Below are 23,269 nucleotides of genomic sequence, written 5' to 3' on the forward strand. Positions count from 1 at the left end.
CCGGCCGCGCCAGCGGCCGCCCTCGGGTGGGGTTCCGAGCGAGCGAGGAACACCACCGGGCTCAGGGCTTCGAGGCCACCGTCAACTGCGGCGATTTTTTGGCTCGTCTCTTAGCTCGTCCGGCGCTTCCCCTAGCCTCGGAGCCGAGCAAACCGGCCGCCCCGGTGGCTGGTCTTGCTCGTTGCTTCCTGTCTTCCCCTCGCAGGCTGGCCCCTCCCCAGGGGCCGGTCATCGCTCACCCCAGAACGGGGTCGGCATATTGCCTCGAGGAAGGGGAATGCAGGGTGGGGACCTTGACTCAATCGGTGGGCGTGACGTGTACGACGGCCGGGCCGCCGCTGCGCCTGGACTGGGAGCATCGCCGCTATATCGTCGCCACTGAACCGTCCCGCTGGTACGAACGCCGCCGGTGGTGGACCGAGGAGTACCGGGCCGAGCGCGGCCGCGGCCCCGGCCTGGTGGACCACGAGGTCTGGCGGCTCCAAGTGCGCCTGGAACGAGCCCCCAACGCACCCCTGCTCACCCTGGACATCAGCCACCACGTCGATTCGGGCCGCTGGCGATTAATCCGCGTCCACGACGACCAGGGTCTGGAACAATCCATGGCCGGCAGCCGCCCACGGGCCAGCGCCTGATGTGTTCGGCAAGCACTGAACACGGCGGTGGCCCCTGGCCTGCGCGGCGCCCCGAGCCCGAGGCAAGGCGGTGTGCATGTCGTGGGTGAAGCGCTCCGGCGGTGGCGCGTACCGTGCGAACGCGGAATTGTTCAGGACCTCGGATCCGACGGTCTTCGGCGGACCGAAGGCCTGGCGGGCCGAGGACACCTCCGGGCCACCATCAGGTCTGGAGCCCTATGTGCGGGTGAGCTTCCCGGTCCAAGATGCCAAGGCGGTGCGCTGGACCCGGACCCACGTCCTGGTCCAGTGGCCAGATGACGCCCATCATCCGGTGCAGGCATGGGTGCCGGCCTCCTGGGTCCAACGCATCCCCCGGGAACAGTCCTCCTGGACGGACCCCTACGACCGACACGACTGGTAGCTCTCAGGGTTATCCACAAGACCGATACGTGAGAACTCAAGTCCGGTTAGGCTCAGCGTGTGGAGCGGAAGGGGCGGGCACATCCTGAATGGGTGATGATGTCCGATCAGGGTGTCCCGGCCGCGGTCATTGCCCGCTTGAATGACGTGAGCCCGGACTATGTGCGGGAGTACGTGCGCCGGCGCGGTGAAGCGCTACGGGGAGGTCCCGCCCCGGTGCGCCTGGCCCTCCATGACCGGCCGCGTCCCAGGCCCTCGAACTGGCCGGATCCGGACCGGCGCTGGCGGGCCCGCCTCAAGGAACTGGATCAGTTCCTCCGGGATCACCAGCGCCGCCCGCACGCCCGCCGGTCGGATGACTCCCGGCAGACTGGTTCCGAGTGGTCCCTGGCCCATTGGCTGATCACGCAGCGATCCCACCATCGCGCAGAACGGTTGCCCTTGCACCGAGAGCGTGGATTAGATCGGGTGTTGCCGTCGTGGCGGTTGGATGACCGGTCGATCGAGAACGAATCCCATTGGCGACTACGCCTGGTCGAGCTACTGCGCTTCCTCCACGACCAGGGCCGGCTGCCCCAGCACACTAAGAGGCCCGGCGACCTGGAGAACAGTCTGGCGGTGTGGGCCTATGCCCAGCAGAGCGCCTACCGCGCCGGAACCCTGGAGCCAGGGCGGCTGCAGTGGCTGGACCGCCAGGTCCCACGGTGGCGTCCGGTACGCGAACAGGAAGAGAGGCAGGGGTCCTCAAACTCCACTCCATAACCCTCCCTGAGGACGCCGAGCGCGGCCGGGACATACTCATGACAGAGTTGCGGACATACAGAGTCCGTGACTCACAGAGTCTTTGACCGTTCACCAGCAGGCATCCACGCAAGGCGAAAGAACACTCTCGTTCACCCCGTACACTGATGTTCACAAGGTACACACAAGTACACCGGGAGTGGTCGTGGCGCAATTGAATCCGTTTCGCCCCACAGCAGGGGCGGAACCGCCGCAGCTGGTCGGTCGGGCAGGATTGTTGGACGAGTTCGAGTACGGGTTGCGGATCCGCTCTGGGGCACCGGGCCTGTTGACGATCTTCACAGGGGCTCGCGGTGTCGGTAAGACCGTGATGTTGGGAGAGGCTGAGGACGCCGCCCGGCGGGCCGGATGGGTGGTGGTCTCCGAGACGGCAACCCGCGGGTTCCTGGGCCGGATCGGGGAGGCGATGCGCCCCGTGGCCGAGGAGCTGGGCTCGGGTCCGTCCGGCAGGCGGATCACCGGGGTGGGCGTCGCAGGCTTTTCGGTGCACACCGAGCTTCCCCCCGAGCAGCAGAGCGGGTGGCGCCAGCTGGGGGAGAGGTTGCTCCGGTTGCTGGATGACCGGGGGACCGGGTTGGCGATCACCGTCGACGAGATCCACGGGGCCGACCGGGACGAGCTGGCCCAGCTGGCGGCCTCCGTGCAGCATTTCATCCGTGCCGGCCTGCCAGTGGCGCTGGTGTTCGCCGGATTGCCGGCCGCCGTGTCGGACCTGCTGGACGAGGGCGTGGCCACGTTCTTGCGCCGGGCTGACAGGATCGACCTGCATGCCGCGGCGATCGACGACGTCGAGGCCTCCTACCGCGCGGCCTTCGCCGCGGTGCCACATCAGGTCGACCCGATCCTTCTGCGCACTGCAGCCGAGGCCACGGGTGGGTACCCGTTTTTGATCCAGCTGGTCGGATACCACCTGTGGCAGGTGGCGGAGTCCACCGATCGACCACTGACGGCAGAAGATGTCGGAACGGCCATCGCGGCTGCGCGTCGACGCAATACCCGCATGGTCATCGGGGCCGCGCTGGCCTCGGCTTCGCCCAAGGACCTGGAGTTCCTGCAGGCCATGGCCGAAGACGACGGGCCCTCAAGGACATCCAACATCAGCCACCGGCTCGGCGACGCCCGCAACACGGTCGGCAACTACCGGGCCCGCCTCATCGACGCCGGGCTGATTGAGTCCGTCGGACACGGGCTGTTGGACTTCGCCATCCCGGGCCTCAGGGAGCACTTCCGCACCCGGGGCAGTTGATGCAGGGCGGCCGCAGACCAAATCCAGTCAACTGATGTCATGGCGATTCTGGCTCCGGGGTCCACGAGTCAGGGGTAGACACCTGGGATGGTCAGTGCTGGCGTGGGCGCAGCATCGCCCGGGCTCCTGGGGTGAGGCAAGGACGACAAGGTTGTCGCCGGACAGATTCGAGCTTGAAGCGGGCCTGGTTCTCCGTGTCGTTGCAGATGCCGCGCGCCGCGTGATGGTCGGTTCTAGAGATCCGCCCACCGCAGGCCTAAAAGTTCGAAGACCTCAACGAGCTCCGGGGTGTCCTCAGCGAGGTGTCGCGGCCCCAGATCCATCAGGTGCTGGCTCACGCGCGTCTGCTCCTGCGGTTGCTCATAGATGCACCACATGCGCTCCTCATCACCGTGCCGGGACGTGAACTCGACCCCGTCCACTCCATCCTGAAGGTACAGATATGCCGAGACGGCCCGGGTGATTTTCCGGCCCTCTGGACCGGCGTTCTTTAGCAGAGCCACATCGAAGTCTTCATGGCCGGACTCCAAGGCCAGGCCAATGAAGTCTTTGTACAGTGCTGCAACCGTTTCGACAGTCGTGACGGCGCAGTAGGTCCCGGACAAGGTGGCCTCTGCCGCGCACCGGGTCTTCAGCCAGTCTCGGTCCACCTCTCCCGGGTTCACGGTGGGGTGGTTCTGGGCGTCCTCGGGCTCCTCTTTGATCTCTCCGAGTTCCTTAGCCATGTACATGTCTTTGCGAGCGTGAGCGAGGACCTCTAGGAGGCAGCCCTTGAGGGTTGCCCCGACGTAGAGCGTTCTGAACCGGCCGTCCGGGTCGTCCCACCTGCCTGGAAAGCGGCCGTCGTGGGCGTGCTCCCATCCGCTCCAGCCCAGTGGGTTCGGTTCGTAACCGACGCGCCAGACAGTGTGGCTCGGTGCGTTGTGGATCTGCAGTGGCATGCCCTAGCTCGCCATGGCGATATAGGCCCGCGCTGCGCCCAAGACTTCGGTCGCTGCATTAGGTCCGCCATCGCGAAGCAAGCGGGCAGGAGCCCTGTCGTCGAGTTGGGGGTTCATGCCCATAAACCACGTCTGCACCACGCCGTTTGCTTCGACTTCAGCCAGAAGAGCAGCAATCTGGTAAGCATCTCGAAGGCGCTGCTTGACAGCTTCTGAACCCGGCTCGCGCTTGCCATTGATCCAGTCAGTCACGGCCCGGGTTTCTTTGACCCCGCCCAGATAGGCAACCAAGCGGGCGCCGAGGATTCCGCGGAGCTCTTCGATGACCTTGGGCAGTGCCCACTTATGGGCATTCATATGGGCCTCGAGTCCCACGCGGGGTGCCATGGGTGCTGTAGTCATGCCCCATTGTCTCCCGATCCAGGGCAAATAGCTATGTGAATCCCACTCAAATCACGTGATCCATATCACATGCATGGGTTGCCGATGGATCCGACGGCATTCCCATCACAGCACGCCGCACCATGAGTAGCGGCGACACATCATGTGATCCCCACGTCAGGTAGGGATTGGGGGAACGTAAAAACGTTATCCGCTTCCGCACGATGTGCGAGAAATGCAAACATGTCATGGTCTACTTGACATAAGATAGCTTATCGGCGTTCAACTCACGGGAGTTGCAGTAGGTGCATGGACTGCTGTCCGCAGACATTCAAACGTCGATGCAGGTCGGCCGCAGACTCAGCAGACGTCCCGAGAATTGGTCCGCAGTGAGCTCTGATCTTTAGGTGCTGGTGACCGTAGCCTTCGTGCATCTAATGCAGGATTCCACGGGGGAAATGGCGACCGGAACTGTCCTTGGGACCGGCCACCAGCGCGCTGCCCGCACCATTGTCGTCGCGTGCCTGCTACGAACCTAGACTTGGGCTCGAGTTTCCATCCGGCCCGAGAACTGCGCCCTGCATCCGAGAATCTCGGCTCGTTACTCGCCTCAGTGCACCATTTCAAAGCCGCTTCACGTCCCTCAAACTACTCAGACGCCCCTCCCCCACTCCCCCACTGCATGACGGGTCCGGGAGTTCAGCCGACTGCCGTGCAGACAACCATGAGTCCCGCCAGAAATGCCCGCCTCAGAATCTGTCGGAAGAAACAGAGTAACAGAGTGTGGCAGTTCGGCAGTTACGTACTTCCGCACTCCCTTGCTCTGTGATCATGGAAAGCCGTTACTCTGCGGGCTCGAGACCCAACGACTGAAACAGTTCGGCCTCGGTGGTGCCTCGAAGGTCGCCTACCCGTTCCATGAGCAGGCCGATAGCCACGCGGATCAGCGTGTTGTCCGTGATTCGCTCCCCCTGTCCATGCCGGGTTCGGTTCAACTTCCGGACGAGGCGGCTGAGTTCATCGGCCTGCGTTGGCGTAATGCGGGCTTCTTTGCGCATCAGGGTCAGATACCGCGGCATTCCAGGATCCGACGCTGGTGCCGAGGCTTGGGACTTCGACGCACTACTCCCCTGGTCTGCGGTACGCGGGGACGTACTAGTCAATGCCTCAGTCGTGGTCGTCTTGGGGGTCGATGCGTTGGACGCAGTTGAGCTCTTGGCGGCCGAGATGGCCTTTTCAGATGCCGCCGGGGAGAGTCTCTCCGCCGCGGGCACCTTCGTCTCCGATGCCGCCTCCGGTCCGGGAGCAGCCCCGGCTCCTGCGGCCTTCTTTGCCCCGAGCAGGTCACTGAGGTCGGTCATGCGCACCTTGGCCATCAGGCTGCTTCTCCTTCGGTGTTTTCGTTCTTCCACTGTTTACGCAGCGCCTTAAGCACGGAGCGGTAGTCCCCGGCGGCCTTCTCGCTCATTCGACTCTTCTCGTACCCGGTGACGACCGTGCCGTCAATGGAGGCGCGTTCGTGCACCTTGTAGGAGCGCACGTGCGGCTCGAGCACGATCAACTCAAGGCCGGTGAGGAGTTCCCGTGTGTCTTCGACGTCTCGAGGCACGCGGGGGTCGGTGCGGGTCAACAGCACCGAGTAGGCCGTTCCGGTGGGCTCGACGACGTCCTGCCAGGTGCGCACCAACGGGCGCACCGCCATCGCAGTGGGCTCAGTGGGCAGGATGACGTGGTCGCAGTACTCGGCGATCTCTCGCAGCAGGTCGGCGTTCTGCAGGTTGCCCGGAGTGTCTACGACAATGAGGTCAAAGTCCAGCCCCCGCATCTCCTTCAGATCGGCCGGGTTTTTCGCCGTGACGATTTGGAAGTCGAGTTCTTTGCCCGCGTTCTCGGCCGCACTCCCCCAGTCCATGGCCGATCCCTGTGGGTCTAAATCCACCACGAGGACGCGCTCCGTTTCGGCGGCTAGCGCCGCCAGAGCCATGACGCTGGTGGTCTTACCGACTCCACCCTTCTCGTTAATCACAGAGACGATCCTCATGCACTCTCCTCTTCGGATCGGCGCACAACGGCACCGAATCGGCCACAGACTCTGTTAGTCCTGGAGTCCGTTAATCTGGAACTCTGTCATTGAGACTCTAGTTGTTGATAAAGGCACGGCCCTACGCCACGCCGATACCCCTGAACTCTGGGGGCTGTGTGACTGCCGGAGTCCCGCGTACCTAAGCGGCAGCCGATGAGAAACTTACAGAGTACAGAGTCACAGACTTGCGGAGTCGCACACTGACAGAGTCAGTGACTGCGCAAACCCGGGTCGACTCCCTTGGCTCGCGCGGCGGCTCTTACGACTCCATCTTCGAGCAGCAGAGGAGGCCGGCAACACGGCCTCCCCACTGACGTCTTGCTGCATCCACGCCAGACGTCGGAACTGTCTTCAGTGGACGGCTCTCATCAGCAGGTAATCTACTGCTGACAGAGTACCGCACTGACAGACTCCTGAACTCAGATACTCACAGACTCAGTGATTCCCATAGCGAGACACTGACACAGCTACGACGGAGAAAGGCCCGAGGGGCGAGGCTAACCTAGGTGCCTCCCTACTTCGTCATCGGCGCCCTGCAAGCCTGCGAAGGAACGACAGCCCTGCCCTTCAATCAGGGGCGGCCGACGAGGTTTTGAATCATCTCGCCGCCTAGAGACCGACAGACATACAGATATACAGATATACAGATATACAGATATACAGATATACAGATATACAGATATACAGATATACAGGCATACAAACTCACGGAGATACAGAGTTCGGTACTACCGGCCTCTGTTACTTCCGGAGTAACAGAGCATGGCAGCTTAGCGAAGCCGAGTATTGAGGCGCTGCGATTTGCTCCGCGTGAGGGTACTGGACTCGCGCCGCTCGGTGCCTGAACATGAGTCTTTCTCGTGTCAGCCCTGGGGTCGACGGAAACGGAGCGGTCCGTTTGATTCTCTGTGAAGAGCGCGCCGTCGTGTGGTGGGGGAGTGGGACTGTATATCTCGAGATGCCGGTGCCATGGGAAGGTCAGGCAGCCTGCATTCTCGAGGGGCTCTGGTGGTTCCGCGTTCGTCCGGTGGGAGCTTGACCGGTCGCCAGTAGCCAACGGGCCCGTCGGTAGTCAGCTTTCCCATCGGCACGGCGGGGGTGGGCGCCGTAGGCGTTAGTGCCCAGTTCGGGGGTGAGGGCAAGTTGACCGGGGCCCGCACGTCGAGATCGGGCGGCTCTGCGGGAAGCCTGCATCCATGCTTGTTCGGCCCGCCACCAGGCCCAAAGTTCTCGTTCAAGTTGGTAGCGGCTGGTCCGTTCGGCGAGTCGTCCGTCGGTCTCTAAGCGTTTAGCGGCAGCCCGGCGGTGGTCAGTTGTGTGACGGCGCCAGCCGGTGGGGGAGTGGATGAGCAGTCCGGCCACAGTGAGCCCGTCCAGAAGCCTAGCGGCCTGGGATAAGGGGGTACCGATCTCAGCGGCCAAGTCGGTGAGGGATTGGGGTGTGGTGTTAGTCCTGGCGTAGAGGTTCCCAGCAAGGAGTCCAAGCCCCGGTCCCAGTGTGAAGGCGTCGTGGGCGCAGGCGTGGGTACGGGTGGTGAGCGTGCGGAGCAGGGTAAGTCTTTCTGCGGCCCCGGCCCCTACGGGGCGCGGGTCCGCTTGTGACCGACCCGCGCTAGGGTTCCTGTGGATATCTAGGTGGGGGCCTACTCGCCAATGCGCTGCATGGGGTCCCTCGGCGTCTTGTGCCTTGGAGATCCAGCCGTCGGCGGACAGGCGCAGCAGGGCCACGCGGGCTGTTTCGCGGCCGATGCCGGCGAGTAGTCCCAGGCGGCGGGTGTCGGCCTCCAAATCGGTCTTCATAGCTTGTAGGGCAAGGACGCTGAGGACATCGAGGATGCGGCGGTCGGCTGGCCCGCGGCCGTGGGTCCAGCGTCCGGCGGTAGCATCGGCGCGTTCTTGCAGGGCGCGAATGTGTGAGGCGATGGTGTCGGCGCGGGCGTCGAAGGTGGGGTCGTCACCGATTTGGCGGGGGCTAGTGGCGACGTGGGTGACGGCCTTGGCCCACTGCCGGGCCAGGGTGGCAGCGATGTCTCGGGGGTCGCGACGCACGCGCAGCATTGCCGTTCCGGTGGAGAGTCGGTAGGTGCGCAGGTGTTCCAGTCCGGGGCTGGCCGCCACGAGTGCGGCGATGTCAGAGTGTTTCCAGCGGGCCGAGGCAGCGCCAATCAACACGCGCCAGAGCACGGCGGAGGCATCTCCGGCCGCACCATCCTCGGACAGGGCAGTCTTGCTGGCGGGGGGCAGCTCGCGTCGGGGCCCGGGCAGGTAGGGGTGTCCGTGGTCGTCCAGGGGCAAGGGCCGGTCTAAGTGGAGGCTCCCTGTTGGTTCCATAGCGCCGACGAGGGTGGAGAGGTGCTCCACCAAGCCTCGGACCTGGTCCGCTGTACCGGTGGGGGTGATCAGTGCGTCCAGGTCTCCGGACAGGACCGTTGAAGCCCCGCCGGCGCGGTGCGGTGTCCCGGGCGGACGAACACAACCGGTGGCGGGGTTGGTCAACGGGGCCAGATCGAGAGTGGGACACAGGTGTCGGGCCAGTCGGGCCAGGGTGGCGACAGTGTCGGCGTCGATGGAATCGGCCAGGGCTGTCCAGACGTGGCGGCCACCTGAGGGGCCGGAAGCACAGATGATGGGGGACAGGCCGGCATCGCGGAGCAGTCCGGCGATGATCTCGGCTTCACGGGCGGCGGCATCGGCGGCCCCGGGCGTCTTGGCGTCAAGGTCGAAGGCCAACAGGCGGTACCGGCGGTCAACGCGGGCCAGATAGACGGCCCAAGGCAGGGAAGGGGGGCCCGAGCTGGTGCGCTGGTGGGCCCCGTAGTGGTTCAGGACCGTACCGCCGGCGTCGGCGACGGCCACACGCACGGTGGAGCGCGGGCTGATCGCGCGGGTGAGCGACCAGGCTGCGTGACACGCCGTGGCGACTTCTCCACGGCTTGAGGGTATGGCTATAGTGGGCAACAGACCTCCAGAAGCGTCTTGGCGGACGCGGAAGGTAAAGCCCCTGACCCGGGAGCGTGGCAACGGTTCGGATCAGGGCAATGGAAAGTTCATATTCGCTGGAAGGACCCGTTGGCGCGGGTCCTTCGGCGTTTAAGCGCTTAGATCTTCATCAGCTCGCCTTCTGGAGTTCTGAGAACTCGGCCATGGTCTGGCCGGAAGCATGTTCGGGGTCGTTCTGGTCGAGGAAAGCGATGACGAGTTCGGCGACGAGGTCAGACCGGGTGTGGCCCGTCTGTTTCGTATACATTTTGAGTTTTCGGTCGTAGTCGACGGGGATACGTCCTGCGATGAGGGCGCGATCACCACTGGGGTGCTTAAGCCTTCCCATGACTCTTCACCTTTCTCCTTTGCAAGCCTTTCGAGCTGACCACCCCAGCAAACCGGATAACTGTTAATGGTGTCGGCAGACACGCCGTAGCGTGCTGAAGTGCAGACTCAGTAGCTGTAGTCATGGATCTTGTTCTCCTGGGTGAATTCAAAGTAGTAGATCCGCGGCTGAGTTCTGGGTTCTTCGGCGATCTCGCTGCCGTCGGGGGAGTCCCAGGTCCAGGTGGCGGTGACAGAAACGCCGGTGTCGGTGAGCTCGGTGGCGTGGTTGAGCTCGACGCTGGGCTCGGAGGTGGCGCCGCGTTCAGCGGCTTCCAGCCATTCGGTGCCGGTGGCGGGCCGCTCCGGGGCGGTGACGGCCTGGGCGCGCTCTGCGGTCATCAAGGGCCGGGCCCGGAGTTCGGCGGCGGTGCGATTGAGGTCATTGGCCGGAGTCCAGGTGGTCATGATGCGGGCGGCGTCCAGGGCGATCTGTTCACGGTCACTGATGGATTTGGCGCCCGGATCGTCCGAGGTAGCCGTGGCAGCGGGGGGAGTGGTCGGCGTGGTGCTGGGCGCCGGCTCGTCACGGTTCCAGGGTTGGGCGAAGGCCAGGGCCACACCGGCACCGATCACCATCAGGGCCGCAAGGGCGAGCAGCGGCAGGATTCGAGTACGTCTCATAGGGCGATGCCCTTCTGGATCAGAATCGGATAGGGGTCGAGGGCATGGGTGTAGGTGGGGCGCGTGTCGTCTGCCTCAGGGGCGTTGATCTGGAAGTGCAGGTGTGCCCGGGCTGAGTTCCCGGTGCTGCCCTCCACGCATAGCGGGGTGCCGGCAGCGACGGTGTCGCCCTGACCGACCTGGAGGGTGCCGGGGGCGCAGTGGTGGAACTGGAAGACCAGCCCGGGGTCCTCGGTCATCCGTCCGACGATGTAGTGGCCCTGGTACTGGTTTACCCCGGCCGCGGTGACACGCAGGTCGGTGGGGGCCACGACTGTGGCTCCGCCTCCGGTGGAGAGGTCCAGGCCGCGGTGGGTGGAGACGTACTCGTTGCACACCACCCCGGCGACGCAGCCGCGGTAGCCGAAGCGGCTGGTCAGGATGCCGCCGGGCAGCGGGTGGGTCCATTCCCCGGTGCCCAGCTCGCCGATGACGGAGCCTCCCAAGGGGGCGCAGTCGGCGGAGTAGTTCAGCTGGGCCAGGTCGTTGATCTTGCGTACGTAGTCCTGGGTTTCCGGGAACGGGGGGATGCCGTTGTGCTCCTGGACGGATCCGGGGCCGGCGTTGTAGGCGGCCAGGGTGAGGTCGATCCGCTCGGCCTCGGTGGCGCCCAGGTGCTGGACCTGAGTCCGGATCGCTTTGAGGTACCGGCCCAGGGCGGCGATCCCGGCCTGCGGGTCGAGGGGGTCGGCCCCTTGGCCGTATTCGTCCCAGGTGTCGGGCATGAATTGAGCGATGCCTCGGGCCCCGACGGGGGAGCGGGCGTGGGGGTCCCAGCCGGATTCGGTCTGGATCTGGGCGGCGACCAGTGCGGCCGGGACTCCGGCCTCGGTGGCCGCGGCGGTGACGTCCTGGCGGTACTGCTCGGGGATGCCCGTGGCGCTGCCACCGGCCGGGATGCACCCGGTGTTAGCAGCGGGGGTGGGCTGGTCGTCCAGCATCATCAGCATCACCGGGATCAGGATCAGCAGCCCCACGACGGCGGCCGCGGCGCCGACGGGCAGCAGGCTGCGGGAGGTGTCCACGGCGGGCGGTCCTCAGAAGCCCTGGGCGACGGCCGCGGCGGCGGCCAGCCAGGCCCGCCGGGTGCCCGGCCGCAGCCCGTCGTAGCGGATCAGCCCACGCACCAGGGCCGGGTCGTAGGGCACCCTGACCACGGCGCGGACCAGCGGGGTGAAGCCCTCGGCGATTCGCTGGGCCTCAGCGCGGGCCTTCTTCAGCGCGTCGCCGCCGAGCCCGCGTCCGGCGTCGGTGGACTCGGAGACGATGACCACGGCATTGCGGGCCAGCTCGGCGTCGTGGCCGCCGCGGGATTCTAGGGTCTGCAGGGTCAGTAGGGCGGCTTCGGCGCGGTCTTCCATAGCGGTGACCGGGACGACGAGCTGGTCGGTGTGGTCAATCATCCGTCGCCAGTTGGCCGAGCGGGCGGTGTTGCCGGAGTCCATGATGATCATCCGGTAGAACCGGGAGGCGACCTGGTGGGCGATATCGACTTCCTCGGCGGTGACCTCATGGTCGCCCTCGTCGTTGCCGTCTGAGCGGAGCACGTCGTACTTATCTGCGGGCTGGTGGTGGACGAAGTGCGCCAGGTCTGCGGTGTTCGTTTCCGGGGAGAGCAGCCGGGTGGAGGAGTCCACCAGGTCCAGCACGGAGGCGGTATGCGGGCCTTGTTCGGTGCGCCAGCCCAGGGTGCCCTGGGACTCGTTGTTGTCCCAGGCCAGCACCGGTCCGCCCCCGTGTCGGGCCAGCACGGCGGAGAGCAGGGCAACGGTGGGGGTCTTGTTCGCCCCGCCCTTGCGGTTGACCACAGCCACGGTGCGCGGGCCGGGCCAATGCTGAGAGACCATCCGCACGTCCGCCCGTTCGGCCAGTTCGGCCATCGAGGGCGGGATCCGCAGACCCAGGCTGTTCAGCGCGGCCCGCCAACCCTGGGTGGCCGGTTCGGTGGTGGTGTCCGGGACCAGGAAGGTCGTCTCCCGCAGGCTGCGCCGAGTCGGAGCCGCCGGGGCCACCGGGGCGGCCGCCTGCTGAGGTGCGACCGCTGCCGGAGCCGAGGACCCCAACGTGGGCGTCGAGGTGGGTGCGGGGGTGGTGAAGGGGTTGGGCCGGTGGGCGGTCGGTCGCGCGGCGGATTCGGGCCGGGCGGCCGTCGAAGCCAGCGCGGCTTCCAGCGCGGGCACGGCGGTGCCGGTGTCCGCGCTAGGAGCCTTTAGTCCCGTTTGGGGGGTATTTGGGGCTTTTGGGTCTGCCGGGATCGGATCGGGCTGGTGGTCCAGCGGGGTGACGGTGCCGGTGGGGTCCACGGCCAGCCACGTCGGGGGTGCGTCGTCGGTCTGGGCGATGAGTCGGGTGCCGTCGCGGCGGGCGCGTCGGACCAGGTGCTCGATCACCTGGTCGATGAGCTGCTCACCGGCTGTGCAGGTGACCTCGGTCTGTTCGGTGTCGGTGGTCAGTATCGCGTGGGTGGGGGAGGTCATCTGGATGCGGATCATCACTTCTCCTGGGAATCATCAGCCGAGTCATCGGCTGGGTCGCCGGTCGGGTCGGTGGCGGGTTCGGAGCGGTAGAGCACGGTGTCCTCGAGCGTGTCGGCGACGACGTAGGCCGCGTCGGCGTCCACCAGGTCGGGGGCGGGGTCCTCGTCGGTGTAGGCCTCCCACGGCACCGGGGAGGTGTCCATCGAGCGCAGGTCGAGACTGGCGGGGTTGGTGCGGCCGGCCAGACCGTAGGCGGTGGTGCCATCAACGGTGGAGGTCTTGAAACGGTGCAGCGGGCGCAGCAGGGGCTGCTCGCCCCAGGTGAGGGCGAGGGTGCCGAAGGCCGCGGTGCGCCCCTCGGGGTCCACGAGGGGTTGCTGGCGCTGGTCGGGGGCGTGCGGTACCTCGGCGGTGGCCAGCGTGGAACCTTCTTGAACCTGGATGATGGCCATGGCGGTGGAGGAGCTCTCGGTGTTCCAGCCCAGCAGGGCATGCTCGGCGTCGAGCATCCACGACGTATCCGGGGAGCCGGTGGCGCCGGGCGGGGGCGCGTAGGGCTTCTGGCCGGCCACGGTGCCGTCGGCGTTGACCGTGTAGAGGCTGGATTCGGAGGCGGTGATGATCTGGTTGTCGCCGGTGACGGTCAGGGCCCGCGTTCCGGCGGGGATGACGACGTCGGTGAGGTCGTTCCCGGCTGCCGGGATGCCTACGATCCAGTGCTGCTTGGCCACCAGGGGCCGGGCGCCGCGGGTTTCGACCCGCCAGGCCTGCTCCACCGGGATGGTCTTGGCCGGGACGGTGGACCCGTCCTCGGCGGTGAGCAGGTCCCACAGACGCAGTTCGTTGCCGGCCTTGGCCACCAGGGAGGGGGTGCCGGCCCAGTCGGTGTGTACGGCCCCGGTGAGGTCGGCCGGGGCGTTCGTGCCGCGCCAGACCGGCTTGCCGGTCTCCGGGACGCGGGCGGTCAGGGTGCCGTCGGGGTCGGCGGAGAGGATGTGCCCGGTGTCCAGCACCGCCACATCGGAGTCCTCGGCCACCGGCACCGACCACGCCGAGCGCGGGCTGAACCGTTCAGGCAGGGCCACCGGGATCTGCTGGTCCACCCCCGGGACGGTCCATTCCTGGACGCTCTCACCTGCCCCTGCCACCGACACGGCCACGGCGGCGCCCAGACCGCCGAGGGCGAGCACGCCCAGGGTGCTGGCCCCGATGAGCAGCCAGCGCCGGCGCGGCCCACGCTGAGGCTTCTCGGCGGTCGGTTCAGGGACGGTGGTGTCGTGCACGTCCCCAGTGGCGGTGACGACCATGTCCCAGGCCTCGTCAGTGGGGGAGAGCACCCGCACCCGCACCGCCTGCAGGTCCAGGCGCCGGATCTCGCGGACCACGGCACCGATGGCGGCCTGCCGATAGTCCTCCCCGGGGGTGGCCTCGACCGGGACCCCGTTCAGCTCGGTCCGTTCGGTGTCCTCGTCCCACGACAGGGTCAGCACCGGGAACGCCGGTACCGCCTCAACATCGAAGTCTGTCTCTGCGTTGTCGTCCACTGCCCCCCCGAGGTGAAACGTCAGTCTCTGTGGTCGTCGATCTCGTCGGCATTCAGCAGCCAGTCACGGAAGTGATCGCGCTGCACTCGGCGCAGTCGTGGCCCCACGGTGATCGCCGGCAGGCCTTGCTCCTTCATCCATCGCAGGACGGTGCCCTGGGAGACACGCATCAGCTCCGCGATCTCGTCGGTGGTCAGCAGTTCAGGCTGTCCTTCCAACAGTGAGTCGACGGCCTTGGGGTCGTTCATCATCACACTCCATAGTCTTCACTCACCAGTTAGCTTCGTCAAGCGAAATAACCACAATAAGATTTATTACCCATATTGACGCAGGCAGCTGTGAGTGCTTATGTTGGCTGTATTGGCCAGTCACATGCTAAGGGGATGAGCAACGGTGGCCCAACGGGGGAACCCTTTTATCGTCGCGCCCGAATCGCCTCGTCAGAGCGGTCCGGAGACTTTCGATGACCTCCTGGGGGAGGACATCGTGTACCGCGGCCCTCAATCACCTGATGAAGTCGCGGTAGAACCGCAGACACACTCGGCCCCTTGGCCACAGACCACCGTGACGGACTTCCGGGCCGTGACCGTCTTCGGACTGCACGGGGGAGCGGGTACCACCACGGTCGCCTCCCTGTTCGGCGAGGACGCCCTGGATGCCGGCACCGGGTGGCCGGTCGCCGGCGGGTGGACCCGGCCCCTGCCGACCCTGCACGTGCTGGCGGTGGCCCGGACCCACTACTCCGGCCTAGCCGCCGCCGAGGCCTTCACCCACCAGTGGGCCGCCGGCCAACTGCCCGCCTCGACCCTGTTAGGGCTGGTGTTGGTCGATGACGGGCCCACCCTGACCGACGGCCAGAAGAAGACCGTCAAGAGACTGGCGCGCAAGGTTCCCCGCGGCGCTCACCTGCCGTGGATCGAGGCATGGCGGCACCTACCCCCGGACCCCGAACGCCTGCCGCGCAGACTCACCAAGATCATCCACGCCTTCCACACCCCGAGATAAGGAGCACCCACCATGCTGATGGACCTCATGGCCCACGCCTCGACCTTTGCCAGCGTCATCCCCAACCCCACCCCGGAACAGCCCCCGGGCACCGAGGGCATCACGACCCTGCTGAACTGGATCAGCTGGATCGTCATCATCATCGGCGTGGCCGGATTCCTCGCCTCAGCCGGCTCCCTGGTCTTCGCCGCCTTCACCGGCCGCGAGATCCAAGGCCTGAAGGGGCTGGCCATCGCGATCATCGTCTGCGGACTAGCCACCGGCGCCGGGGCCATCATGCGCGTCTTCGTCTAGCGCACCCGCCACCTCCAGCAACGACACCCAGCGAAGGAGGCCACCATGGCCAGGAACACGAACACCGACGCACCCCAGACCGGATTCAGTCTGGGATGGTGGGTTGCTGGCGGGCTCCTAGTGGTCCTGCTCGTCGGCATCATCGTCGGCGTGGTCATCTGGCCCCGCGACACCACCACCGCACCACAGACCACCACCACGCCAACCACCACAGAGCAGGCACCCACCTCGGCGCCCACCCAGGCCGGTACAGCCTGCACCGCCAGCAACGCGAACCAAGAAGTTCCCACCGAAGCCCCGGAAACCGTCTGGAAGACCCACCCAGATGGATGGTTAGTTCCTACCTCCGAGCGGTATGGACCTTCCGAACGCGAAGGAAGCATGTGGAGTTGCTTCGAGCGCTCTCCCGTAGGAGCTGTGTTCGCTGGCCCCAACGTCTTCGCTGCTGTCAGCGCAGGGGACGAAGACGGCGCGGTCCCCGGACCGGGTCGGGATGCCGCAATAGCTAGCGTTTCAGAGGGTTCGCCTGACTATGAACGGGCCATTTTCGAGGGCTTCCGTGTCTTGGCTGCAGACAAGAACACAGCAACCGTTGACTACTGGACCTCGGCAGCGGGGACCAACACTTCCGTTGTCATGGAGATGGTCTGGGATGAGGAGGCCGGGGATTGGCGCCTCAACCTCGAGGGACCTGGCAATCAGCCCCGCGTGTCCGTACTCGAGGACACCAGCGGATACGTTCGCTGGCGGTAGGAGGGCATCATGGCGGGTTGCACTTTCGGGGACCTTGGCTGCGTTGCAGGTGAGTTTGCAAATGACGCCTTCGCGAGCATGGTCGAGGGCCTTTACGACGGGGCCGTGGAGCTGGCCAAGATCATCGGCACGTGGTGGATGGAGGTCCCAGCGCCCAACCTGGACTCGCCGGGATTGAATCTGCTCCAGCAGGACCTGAGCTGGTTCGTATGGGTCTTCGCCGTGATCGGTTTCTTCATCGGTCTGATCCGGTTGGTGATGACCGAGGACGTCCGCTCCGGTGCGGTCAACCTGGCCAAGCCGATCATCAATCTGGTGTTGGCAACGGGGGTCTACATGGCTGCGGTGCCGATCCTGCTCACGGCCGGGGACGAGACGGCCCGGTGGTTGCTGGACCGATCCACCGCGGGCAACTCCTCGATGGAAATGCTCGTCCCCGCGACCGGGGCCATGGCCAGCAATTACGGGGTGGCGTTCGTGGTCTACCTTCTGATGCTGCTGGGTGCGGGCGTGAACTTCATGTTCATGATCTTCCGAAACCTGATGTTGGTGATCCTGATGGCGTTCATCGCCGTGGTGGCCGCCGCCTCTGGGACCGAGTCCGGCAACCAGGCCTGGCGCAAGGCCAACGGGTGGCTGATCGCCCTGCTGCTGTTCAAACCGGTCGCGGCCGGCATCTACGCCCTGGGCTTCCGGATGATGGTCAACGACACCGACCTGTCCCAGACCTCGGACCTCGGGGCCGGACTGGTCTCGGCCCTGACCGGGTTGTTGATCCTGGTGCTGGCGGCCTTCGCCCTGCCGGGGTTGATCAAGTTCATCGTCCCGGCCGCCGCCGTGGGCTCCGGCGGATTCTCCGGGGGTGCGGCATTGTCCGGGGCTGCCGGGGTCGCCGCCGGTGCTGCGGTGCTGGCCAGCGGGGTCGGGGCCGGGGCGATGGCTGCCCGGGGCGGGGCCGGTGCGCTGACCGCCGGAGGTGCAGGCGCTGGAACCAGTACCGGTGCCGCTGGCAGCTCAGGGTCTTCTCTGGGGGCAGGCGGCTCGGGTGGTCCCTCGTCCATGGGGGCCGGGCCGGCCGGGGGCGCGTCCTCCACGGGAGAGTCCGCCGCAGGCACGGGCCCGACGGCCGGAGGAGCGGGCAGCGGTTCTTCCTCCGAGTCCGGGGCCACCGAGAGGGGCGCCTCGACCGACAGCTCCAGCAGCGCACCGTCCGGAGCCAGCGTCGACGGGGCGTCCCCGAGCGGGTCCGCTGCCGGCGGATCCGATGCGGGTGCGTCACGCTCCGGGTCGCCCTCGGCCTCGGGGGCCGGTGCTCCTCCGGCGTCGGGCGCCACTTCCGGGGCCCCAGCGACCACCGGGGATCAGGCTTCCGGTGGCTCGGCGGGAACGGCAACGGGCGGTGCCTCCAACCGGGGTAAGTGGGCAGAAGCCATCAACCGGTACAGCCAGGCCAGTCAGGCCGGGTCGCAGGCCGCCGAGGGTGCCCGGGTGGACCGGGCCCTGGACGATGAAGGAGACCGCTGATGAGCACGACCGAGTCCGTCCGGATCGAGCCGCAGGTGTTCGGCAACCTCACGGTACCCCGCCGCTCCGGACTGGGCGGGTTGTCCATGGGGGTGAGCCTGTCCCTGGTCCCGGTGGTGCTGCTGGGCATCCTGTTCATGGCAACGGGCCGGTGGTACATCGCCTTCGGGCTCGTGGTGGCCGCCGCGGTGGCGGTGCTGCTGCTGAAGGTCACCAAACGCGATGGACGCAGTATCTACGGAAGGATCGCCTTGCGACTGGCTCAACGTGTGAAAGAGAAGTCCGGCCGGGACGTGTACCTGGCCGGCCCGACCGGCAAGGGCACCCCGGACGGGGCCACCCGCCTGCCCGGCCTGATGGCCCGCTCCGAGCTGGCCGAGTTCACCGACTCCTACGGCAACGCCTTCGGGCTGATCCGGGTGGCCGGGGCCGGGGTGTACAACTACTCCGTGGTCATCGAGGCCCACCCCGACGGAGACTCGCTGGTGGACCAGGAACAGGTCGACCACCGGGTCGCGGTGTGGGGGTCCTGGCTGACCCAGCGAGGCCTGGATGAGGGGATCCGTGGGGCGTCGGTGACCATCGAGTCCTCCCCGGACTCCGGGCTGCGGTTGACCAACCTGCTTCATGCCAACCGCACCGAGTCGTCCCCGGACTACGCGAGGGCGGTCACCGACCGGATCGGGGAGACCTTCCACGGCGGGGCCCCGCAGCTGGTGGCCCGCGTGACGGTCACGTTCGACGGACGCCGCCACGATGGCAAGACCGGGGACCGGGGCTGGGAGGAGATGGCCGAGGATATCGGCACCCGCCTGCCCGGACTGGTCGGGGGCTTGCAGGGCACCGGGGCCGGGGCGGTCCGTGCCTGCACCTCCGCCCAGATCACCGACTTCACCCGCGTGGCCTACGACCCGACCGTCGCCTCCATCGTGGAGCAGATGCAGGCCGAGACCGGCACCGGGCTGGGCTGGGAGGACGCCGGACCGTCGTTCGCCCAGGACGGGTTCGAGCACTACCGCCACGACCGGGCGGTGTCGAAGTCCTGGACGATGTACCAGGGCCCGGAAGGACACTTCACCTCGTCCTCCCTCAAGCGGGTGCTGGAGCCCTCCCCGGGACTGCTGCGCAAGCGCGTCACCCTGCTCTACCGGCCGATCCCAGCCGAGCGGACCACCGCCCTGGTCCAGCAGGAACAGAACGACGCCGCCTTCGCCGGGTCCCAGACCCGGCGCAACGCCAGGGCCTCGCTGCGGCAGGCCGCCGCGGCCAAGGCCGCCGCCGAGGAGGCCCAGGGCGCCGGGCTGACCCGGTTCGGCCTGGTCATCACCATCACCGGCACCTCGGAGGAGGACCTCAAGGTCTGGGACAAGCGCATCCCCGGTCTGCTCGGCCCGGCCCGGTTGCGGGTCCGTCCCGCCCTGGCCAACCAGGCCGTGACCTTCCAGGCCGGCCTGCCCCTGGGGCTGGTGCTGCCCGATCACATGCTCATCCCCGACACGCTGAGGGAGTTCTTCTGATGACCGACCTCTTCACGCCACCCACCGCCACTGGCACCGTCTCAGGGCAGTCTCTCACCTTGTCGAAGAAGGACCTGGTCCGGCTCAAGCGCGAGGACGCCAAGCGCCAGCGTGCCGGACGTCAGTCCCGCCCCAAGGCCAGTCAGCGCTGGCGCGAGGCCCGGGAGGCTTCCCGGCACCGGCCCGGCCCGCGTGGTTGGAACCGGGCCGCCGGCGGCCCGGTGGATGTCGTCGAGGCCCCGTTCGAGCTCCAAGGCACCACGGTGCAGGTCTGCGGGTTCTACCCGTTCTCCGCCGGGGCCGGGCTGCCGGTGATCGGCACCCCGCTGGGCTACCACCTGCGCCGCCGCTCCCTGGTCTGCGCCGACCCTGTCTCGTGGTTCCGGGCCGGGATCATCTCCAACCCCTCGGCGTTCATCCTCGGCCAGCCCGGACTGGGCAAGACCTCCCTGGTGCACCGGATGATCACCGTGCTGGCCGACTGGGGCGTCATCCCACTGGTGCTGGCCGACACTCGACCGGACTACGTGCACACCATCGCCGACCTCGGCGGCCAGGTCATCAAGTTCTCCCCCGGCCAGGGGCACATCAACCCCATGGACTTAGGCCCGATCGTGGCCCGGTTGGCCGGCATCCGGGAGGTCAAGGAGCGGGCCAAGGCCCTGGAGGAGATGGCCTCCCGCCGCCGGTCCCTGATCGCCGGCGTCGTGGGCATGATGCTCGGCCGCGAGCTGGCCCCACACGAACGCTCCCTGATCGCCACCAGCTTGTCCGACCTGGACCCCGAGCTGAACTCCCCACCGCTACTGGGAGACGTCATCGCGCACATCAGTGCCCGCCCGCAGACCCTGCGCGCGGTCACCCTGACCTATGACAACGACGCCGAGTACGACACCCGCGTCCGGGAAGTCCTCGACGCATTGATCTCGCTGGGCCCGTCGGGGATGTACGGGACGATGTTCTCCGAACCCACCTCGGAGCACATCGAGGTCGGCCGTCCGGCCGTGTTCGACATCTCCGGGGTCAACGAGAACGACCACGTCCTCATGGCCGCCGTGCAGTCCCTGTGCTGGAACCTCGGCTCCGCCACCGTCTCCGCGGAGGCCTACCTCGCTGCCGACGAGGGCCGGAAGCGCAAGACCTACCTGCTGGTCATGGACGAGCTGTGGCGGATCCTGCGGGCCTCGGCCGACATGGTGCACTTCATCGACGCGATCACCCGGCTGAACCGGGGCCGGATGATGGCCCAGGTGATGGTCACCCACACCATGAACGACCTCAAACTCGCCGAACCCCACCTGACCGCCACCGCCTGGGGATTCGTGGAGCGCTCCGCGATGGTCTTCCTCGGCGGACTGGCCCAGGGCGAGATGGGCAACCTGCGGGAGGTCTTCAACCTCTCCCGCGCCGAGGTCGCCCAACTCTCGGACTGGATCGCCGAAGCCCCGGTCGATGCCTGGACCGGCAAGGCCGGGCGGCGCCCGGGGGCCGGGAACTTCCTGCTCAAGACCGGCAAGGATGCCGGGGTCCCGCTGCATGTGCAGCTGACCGACCTGGAGATCGACAACACCAACACCAACCGCGAATGGGACATGGTGCAGTGATGGCCTCCCGCTGTAACCATCCACGAGGCGTCGGCGTGGTGCCGACCAACTGGCTGATGCCGTGGGTCTTTCTCGCAACCATCGCACTCCTGATCGCCACATTCGTCTTCGGCGTCGAGGACTCACTGGTGCTGTGGGTTGTCCTCTGGGGGTGCGTGGCGATCGTCCTGACCCACGTGGCCCTGATGATCGCGTATGTGTTCGGGTGGACGGTCTGGGACCTGATCGACCGTGCCCCGAAACCGGTCGCCGCCGACCGTCACGGACTCGCCCGCGGCGATGAGGAGCAGGTGGCCTGATGCTCTCCGATCCCCGCCCCGGACGGCGCACTCAGCCGGCCTCCGCCGAGACCGGCTGGGTGTTGGCCGCCGGTGCCCTGACCGCCCTGATCGGTGCCGTCGTGCTCTGGGTGCTCGGGGCCTGGCTGGACCCCACCACCGACACCGACACTGGGCCGGTGGACCTGCTCGCCGGACAGGCCACCGGCGAGGTTCCCATGGGTGGTGTGCAGCTGGCCGTGTTCGGCCTCGGCCTGTTGCTGTTGCTCGGGCTGGGGGCCGCGTTCGTGGTGGTCGCCCTGCGCACCTCGAAGCGGCGCAGCCGTGTGGACCACCTGGCCGGCAAGATGGCCAAGGCCTGCGAGTTCGACGCCCTCACCGAGCCCGCGATGGCCCACGATGCCGAACGGCTCCGGGCCACCGCAGCCGGTCCGGGGGTGCCGCTGGCCAAGCTAGTCAACAACGGCAAACGGCTGTTCGCCTCCTGGGAATGGGTACAGATCTGGCTCATGGGACCCCGGGCCGGCAAGACCACGTCCGTGTGCGTCCCGCAGATCCTGGAAACCAAGGGCCCCGTGGTGGCGACCTCGAACAAACGCGACCTGGTGGATATGACCCGCGGGCCCCGGGCGAGGGCCGGGGTGGTCTGGGTCCACGACGTGCAGGGCATCATCGGGGAGGAACCGACCTGGTGGTGGAACCCGCTGTCCTTCGTCACCTCGATGGAGCGCGCCGAGATGCTGGCGGATATCTTCGTGTCCTCGGCCACCAGCGCCGGAGCCACCCAGGACGCCTACTTCGAGTCCGACGGCCGCCGGCTGCTGTCGATGATGTTCTACGCCGCCTCGGTCGGGTCCCGGCCCATCACGGACGTGTTCACCTGGGCCCAGTCCCCGGAGGACAAGACCCCCCGGGACCTGCTGCTCGAGCGCGGCCAGACGGCGGTGGCCGCCTCGCTGGCCAAGATCCAGCAGCTAACCCCGAAACAGCGCGACGGCGTGTACGGGACCATGCGCCCCTGGGTCAACGTGCTCTCCTATGACCGGGTCGTGCCCTGGGTGCGGGACACCGGGGTGCTCGGCCGGGCCGAGTTCGACCCCAAGCGCTTCGCCACCTCCACCGACACCCTGTACCTGATCTCCAAGGAAGGGGCCGGCTCCACCCGAGCCATCGCCGGTGCCCTGGCCGTCGCCGTGCTGACCGAGGCCGAGGAAATCGCCGCCCGCCAGCCCGGCGGCCGGCTCTCCCCACCCATGACCGGGGTCCTGGACGAGGTCGCCAACGTCGTGCGCTGGCGCCAGCTGCCCGACGTGTACTCCCACTACGGCTCCCGCGGGATCGTGCTGTCCTCCTTCTTCCAGGGCTGGGACCAGGGCCTGGAAGCCTTCGGCGAGAAGGGCATGAAGAAACTCTGGTCCGCCGCCAACATCCGCGTCGCCGGCAGTGGCTTATCGGACTCGGCGTTCCTGCCGTTTTTGTCCCAGCTCATCGGGGACCACGACGTCACCCGGCGTACTTCGTCCACCCAGAAGGGCGGCCGGTCCGTCTCCACCTCGGTCCAGCGCGAACGCCTCCTGGACGTCAACGACCTGGCCGCCCTGCCCCGCGGCCGCGCCGTGCTCTCCACCTCCGGGCTGCCCCCGGCCCTGATCAAGCTCCAGCACTACACCACCCAGCCCTACGGGCCCGACGTCACCGCCTCCAAGGACTACTACGAACAACTGGCCGCTCAGGACGACACCAAGGTGTAGAGCT

General features: G+C 67.1%; 21 protein-coding genes. 11 read left to right on the top strand and 10 right to left on the bottom strand.

The window, feature by feature from the left end:
• Positions 1–284: 284 nt before the first annotated feature.
• From RE421_RS15950 to RE421_RS15960, 3 genes are all read left to right on the top strand, one after another.
• A complete protein-coding gene (locus RE421_RS15950) occupies positions 285–635 on the top strand; it encodes a DUF6504 family protein (protein WP_396134671.1) in 351 nt (116 codons plus the stop codon).
• A 76-nt stretch (positions 636–711) separates the two neighbouring features.
• On the top strand, positions 712–1,038 hold the full coding sequence (locus RE421_RS15955) for a hypothetical protein (protein ID WP_309817709.1): 327 nt from the start codon (positions 712–714) through the stop codon (positions 1,036–1,038).
• Positions 1,039–1,983: 945 nt separating this feature from the next.
• Positions 1,984–3,084, top strand: coding sequence for an ATP-binding protein (locus RE421_RS15960; protein WP_309817712.1), 1,101 nt, complete (start codon positions 1,984–1,986; stop codon positions 3,082–3,084).
• Positions 3,085–3,317: 233 nt separating this feature from the next.
• On the opposite strand, the gene RE421_RS15965 is transcribed toward RE421_RS15960, so the two are convergent.
• From RE421_RS15965 to RE421_RS16010, 10 genes are all read right to left on the bottom strand, one after another.
• Positions 3,318–4,025 (bottom strand): RES family NAD+ phosphorylase, encoded by a 708-nt coding sequence (locus RE421_RS15965; RefSeq protein ID WP_309817714.1) that lies wholly within the window; start codon positions 4,023–4,025, stop codon positions 3,318–3,320.
• Positions 4,026–4,028: 3 nt separating this feature from the next.
• Complete coding sequence (locus RE421_RS15970) at positions 4,029–4,427, bottom strand: hypothetical protein (RefSeq protein ID WP_309817716.1); 399 nt, start codon at positions 4,425–4,427, stop codon at positions 4,029–4,031.
• 821 nt (positions 4,428–5,248) lie between these two features.
• Positions 5,249–5,782, bottom strand: coding sequence for a hypothetical protein (locus RE421_RS15975; protein ID WP_309817718.1), 534 nt, complete (start codon positions 5,780–5,782; stop codon positions 5,249–5,251).
• Entirely contained in the window at positions 5,782–6,447 is a 666-nt protein-coding gene (locus tag RE421_RS15980) for a ParA family protein (protein ID WP_309817721.1), read from the bottom strand. The genes RE421_RS15975 and RE421_RS15980 overlap by 1 nt, the downstream gene beginning before the upstream one ends.
• Before the next feature lie 3,151 nt (positions 6,448–9,598).
• A complete protein-coding gene (locus RE421_RS15985; RefSeq protein ID WP_309817726.1) occupies positions 9,599–9,817 on the bottom strand; it encodes a hypothetical protein in 219 nt (72 codons plus the stop codon).
• A gap of 107 nt (positions 9,818–9,924) precedes the next feature.
• Positions 9,925–10,479, bottom strand: coding sequence for a hypothetical protein (locus RE421_RS15990; protein ID WP_309817729.1), 555 nt, complete (start codon positions 10,477–10,479; stop codon positions 9,925–9,927).
• Positions 10,476–11,543: a transglycosylase SLT domain-containing protein gene (locus RE421_RS15995; RefSeq protein WP_309817732.1), complete on the bottom strand. Its 1,068-nt coding sequence runs from the start codon at positions 11,541–11,543 to the stop codon at positions 10,476–10,478. The genes RE421_RS15990 and RE421_RS15995 overlap by 4 nt, the downstream gene beginning before the upstream one ends.
• 12 nt (positions 11,544–11,555) lie before the next feature.
• Positions 11,556–13,010: a chromosome partitioning protein ParA gene (locus tag RE421_RS16000; protein WP_309817735.1), complete on the bottom strand. Its 1,455-nt coding sequence runs from the start codon at positions 13,008–13,010 to the stop codon at positions 11,556–11,558.
• Positions 13,010–14,539 carry a hypothetical protein gene (locus tag RE421_RS16005; protein ID WP_309817736.1) on the bottom strand — a complete coding sequence of 510 codons (1,530 nt, stop codon included), beginning with the start codon at positions 14,537–14,539 and terminating at the stop codon, positions 13,010–13,012. The genes RE421_RS16000 and RE421_RS16005 overlap by 1 nt, the downstream gene beginning before the upstream one ends.
• Positions 14,540–14,559: 20 nt before the next feature.
• Complete coding sequence (locus RE421_RS16010; RefSeq protein WP_309817741.1) at positions 14,560–14,790, bottom strand: helix-turn-helix domain-containing protein; 231 nt, start codon at positions 14,788–14,790, stop codon at positions 14,560–14,562.
• A gap of 313 nt (positions 14,791–15,103) precedes the next feature.
• On the opposite strand from RE421_RS16010, the gene RE421_RS16015 reads away from it, so the two are divergent.
• The 8 genes from RE421_RS16015 (at position 15,104) to RE421_RS16050 (ending at position 23,265) form a co-directional block, all read left to right on the top strand.
• On the top strand, positions 15,104–15,544 hold the full coding sequence (locus RE421_RS16015; protein ID WP_309817745.1) for a DUF6668 family protein: 441 nt from the start codon (positions 15,104–15,106) through the stop codon (positions 15,542–15,544).
• Between the two features lie 12 nt (positions 15,545–15,556).
• Complete coding sequence (locus RE421_RS16020; protein ID WP_309817750.1) at positions 15,557–15,838, top strand: hypothetical protein; 282 nt, start codon at positions 15,557–15,559, stop codon at positions 15,836–15,838.
• A gap of 45 nt (positions 15,839–15,883) precedes the next feature.
• Positions 15,884–16,591, top strand: coding sequence for a hypothetical protein (locus RE421_RS16025; RefSeq protein WP_309817752.1), 708 nt, complete (start codon positions 15,884–15,886; stop codon positions 16,589–16,591).
• Between the two features lie 78 nt (positions 16,592–16,669).
• The gene (locus tag RE421_RS16030) at positions 16,670–18,115 is read left to right on the top strand and encodes a hypothetical protein (protein WP_309817755.1); all 1,446 of its coding nucleotides are present in this window, start codon (positions 16,670–16,672) and stop codon (positions 18,113–18,115) included.
• Positions 18,115–19,632 carry an SCO6880 family protein gene (locus RE421_RS16035; RefSeq protein WP_309817758.1) on the top strand — a complete coding sequence of 506 codons (1,518 nt, stop codon included), beginning with the start codon at positions 18,115–18,117 and terminating at the stop codon, positions 19,630–19,632. The genes RE421_RS16030 and RE421_RS16035 overlap by 1 nt, the downstream gene beginning before the upstream one ends.
• Positions 19,633–19,691: 59 nt before the next feature.
• Positions 19,692–21,236 (top strand): hypothetical protein, encoded by a 1,545-nt coding sequence (locus RE421_RS16040; protein ID WP_309817760.1) that lies wholly within the window; start codon positions 19,692–19,694, stop codon positions 21,234–21,236.
• A gap of 35 nt (positions 21,237–21,271) precedes the next feature.
• A complete protein-coding gene (locus RE421_RS16045) occupies positions 21,272–21,535 on the top strand; it encodes a hypothetical protein (protein ID WP_309817763.1) in 264 nt (87 codons plus the stop codon).
• Positions 21,535–23,265 (top strand): TraM recognition domain-containing protein, encoded by a 1,731-nt coding sequence (locus RE421_RS16050; protein ID WP_309817767.1) that lies wholly within the window; start codon positions 21,535–21,537, stop codon positions 23,263–23,265. The genes RE421_RS16045 and RE421_RS16050 overlap by 1 nt, the downstream gene beginning before the upstream one ends.
• The last annotated feature ends 4 nt before the right edge of the window (positions 23,266–23,269 follow it).

It is taken from the genome of Citricoccus sp. I39-566 (genome assembly GCF_031432995.1).
Taxonomy (GTDB): domain Bacteria; phylum Actinomycetota; class Actinomycetes; order Actinomycetales; family Micrococcaceae; genus Citricoccus; species Citricoccus nitrophenolicus_A.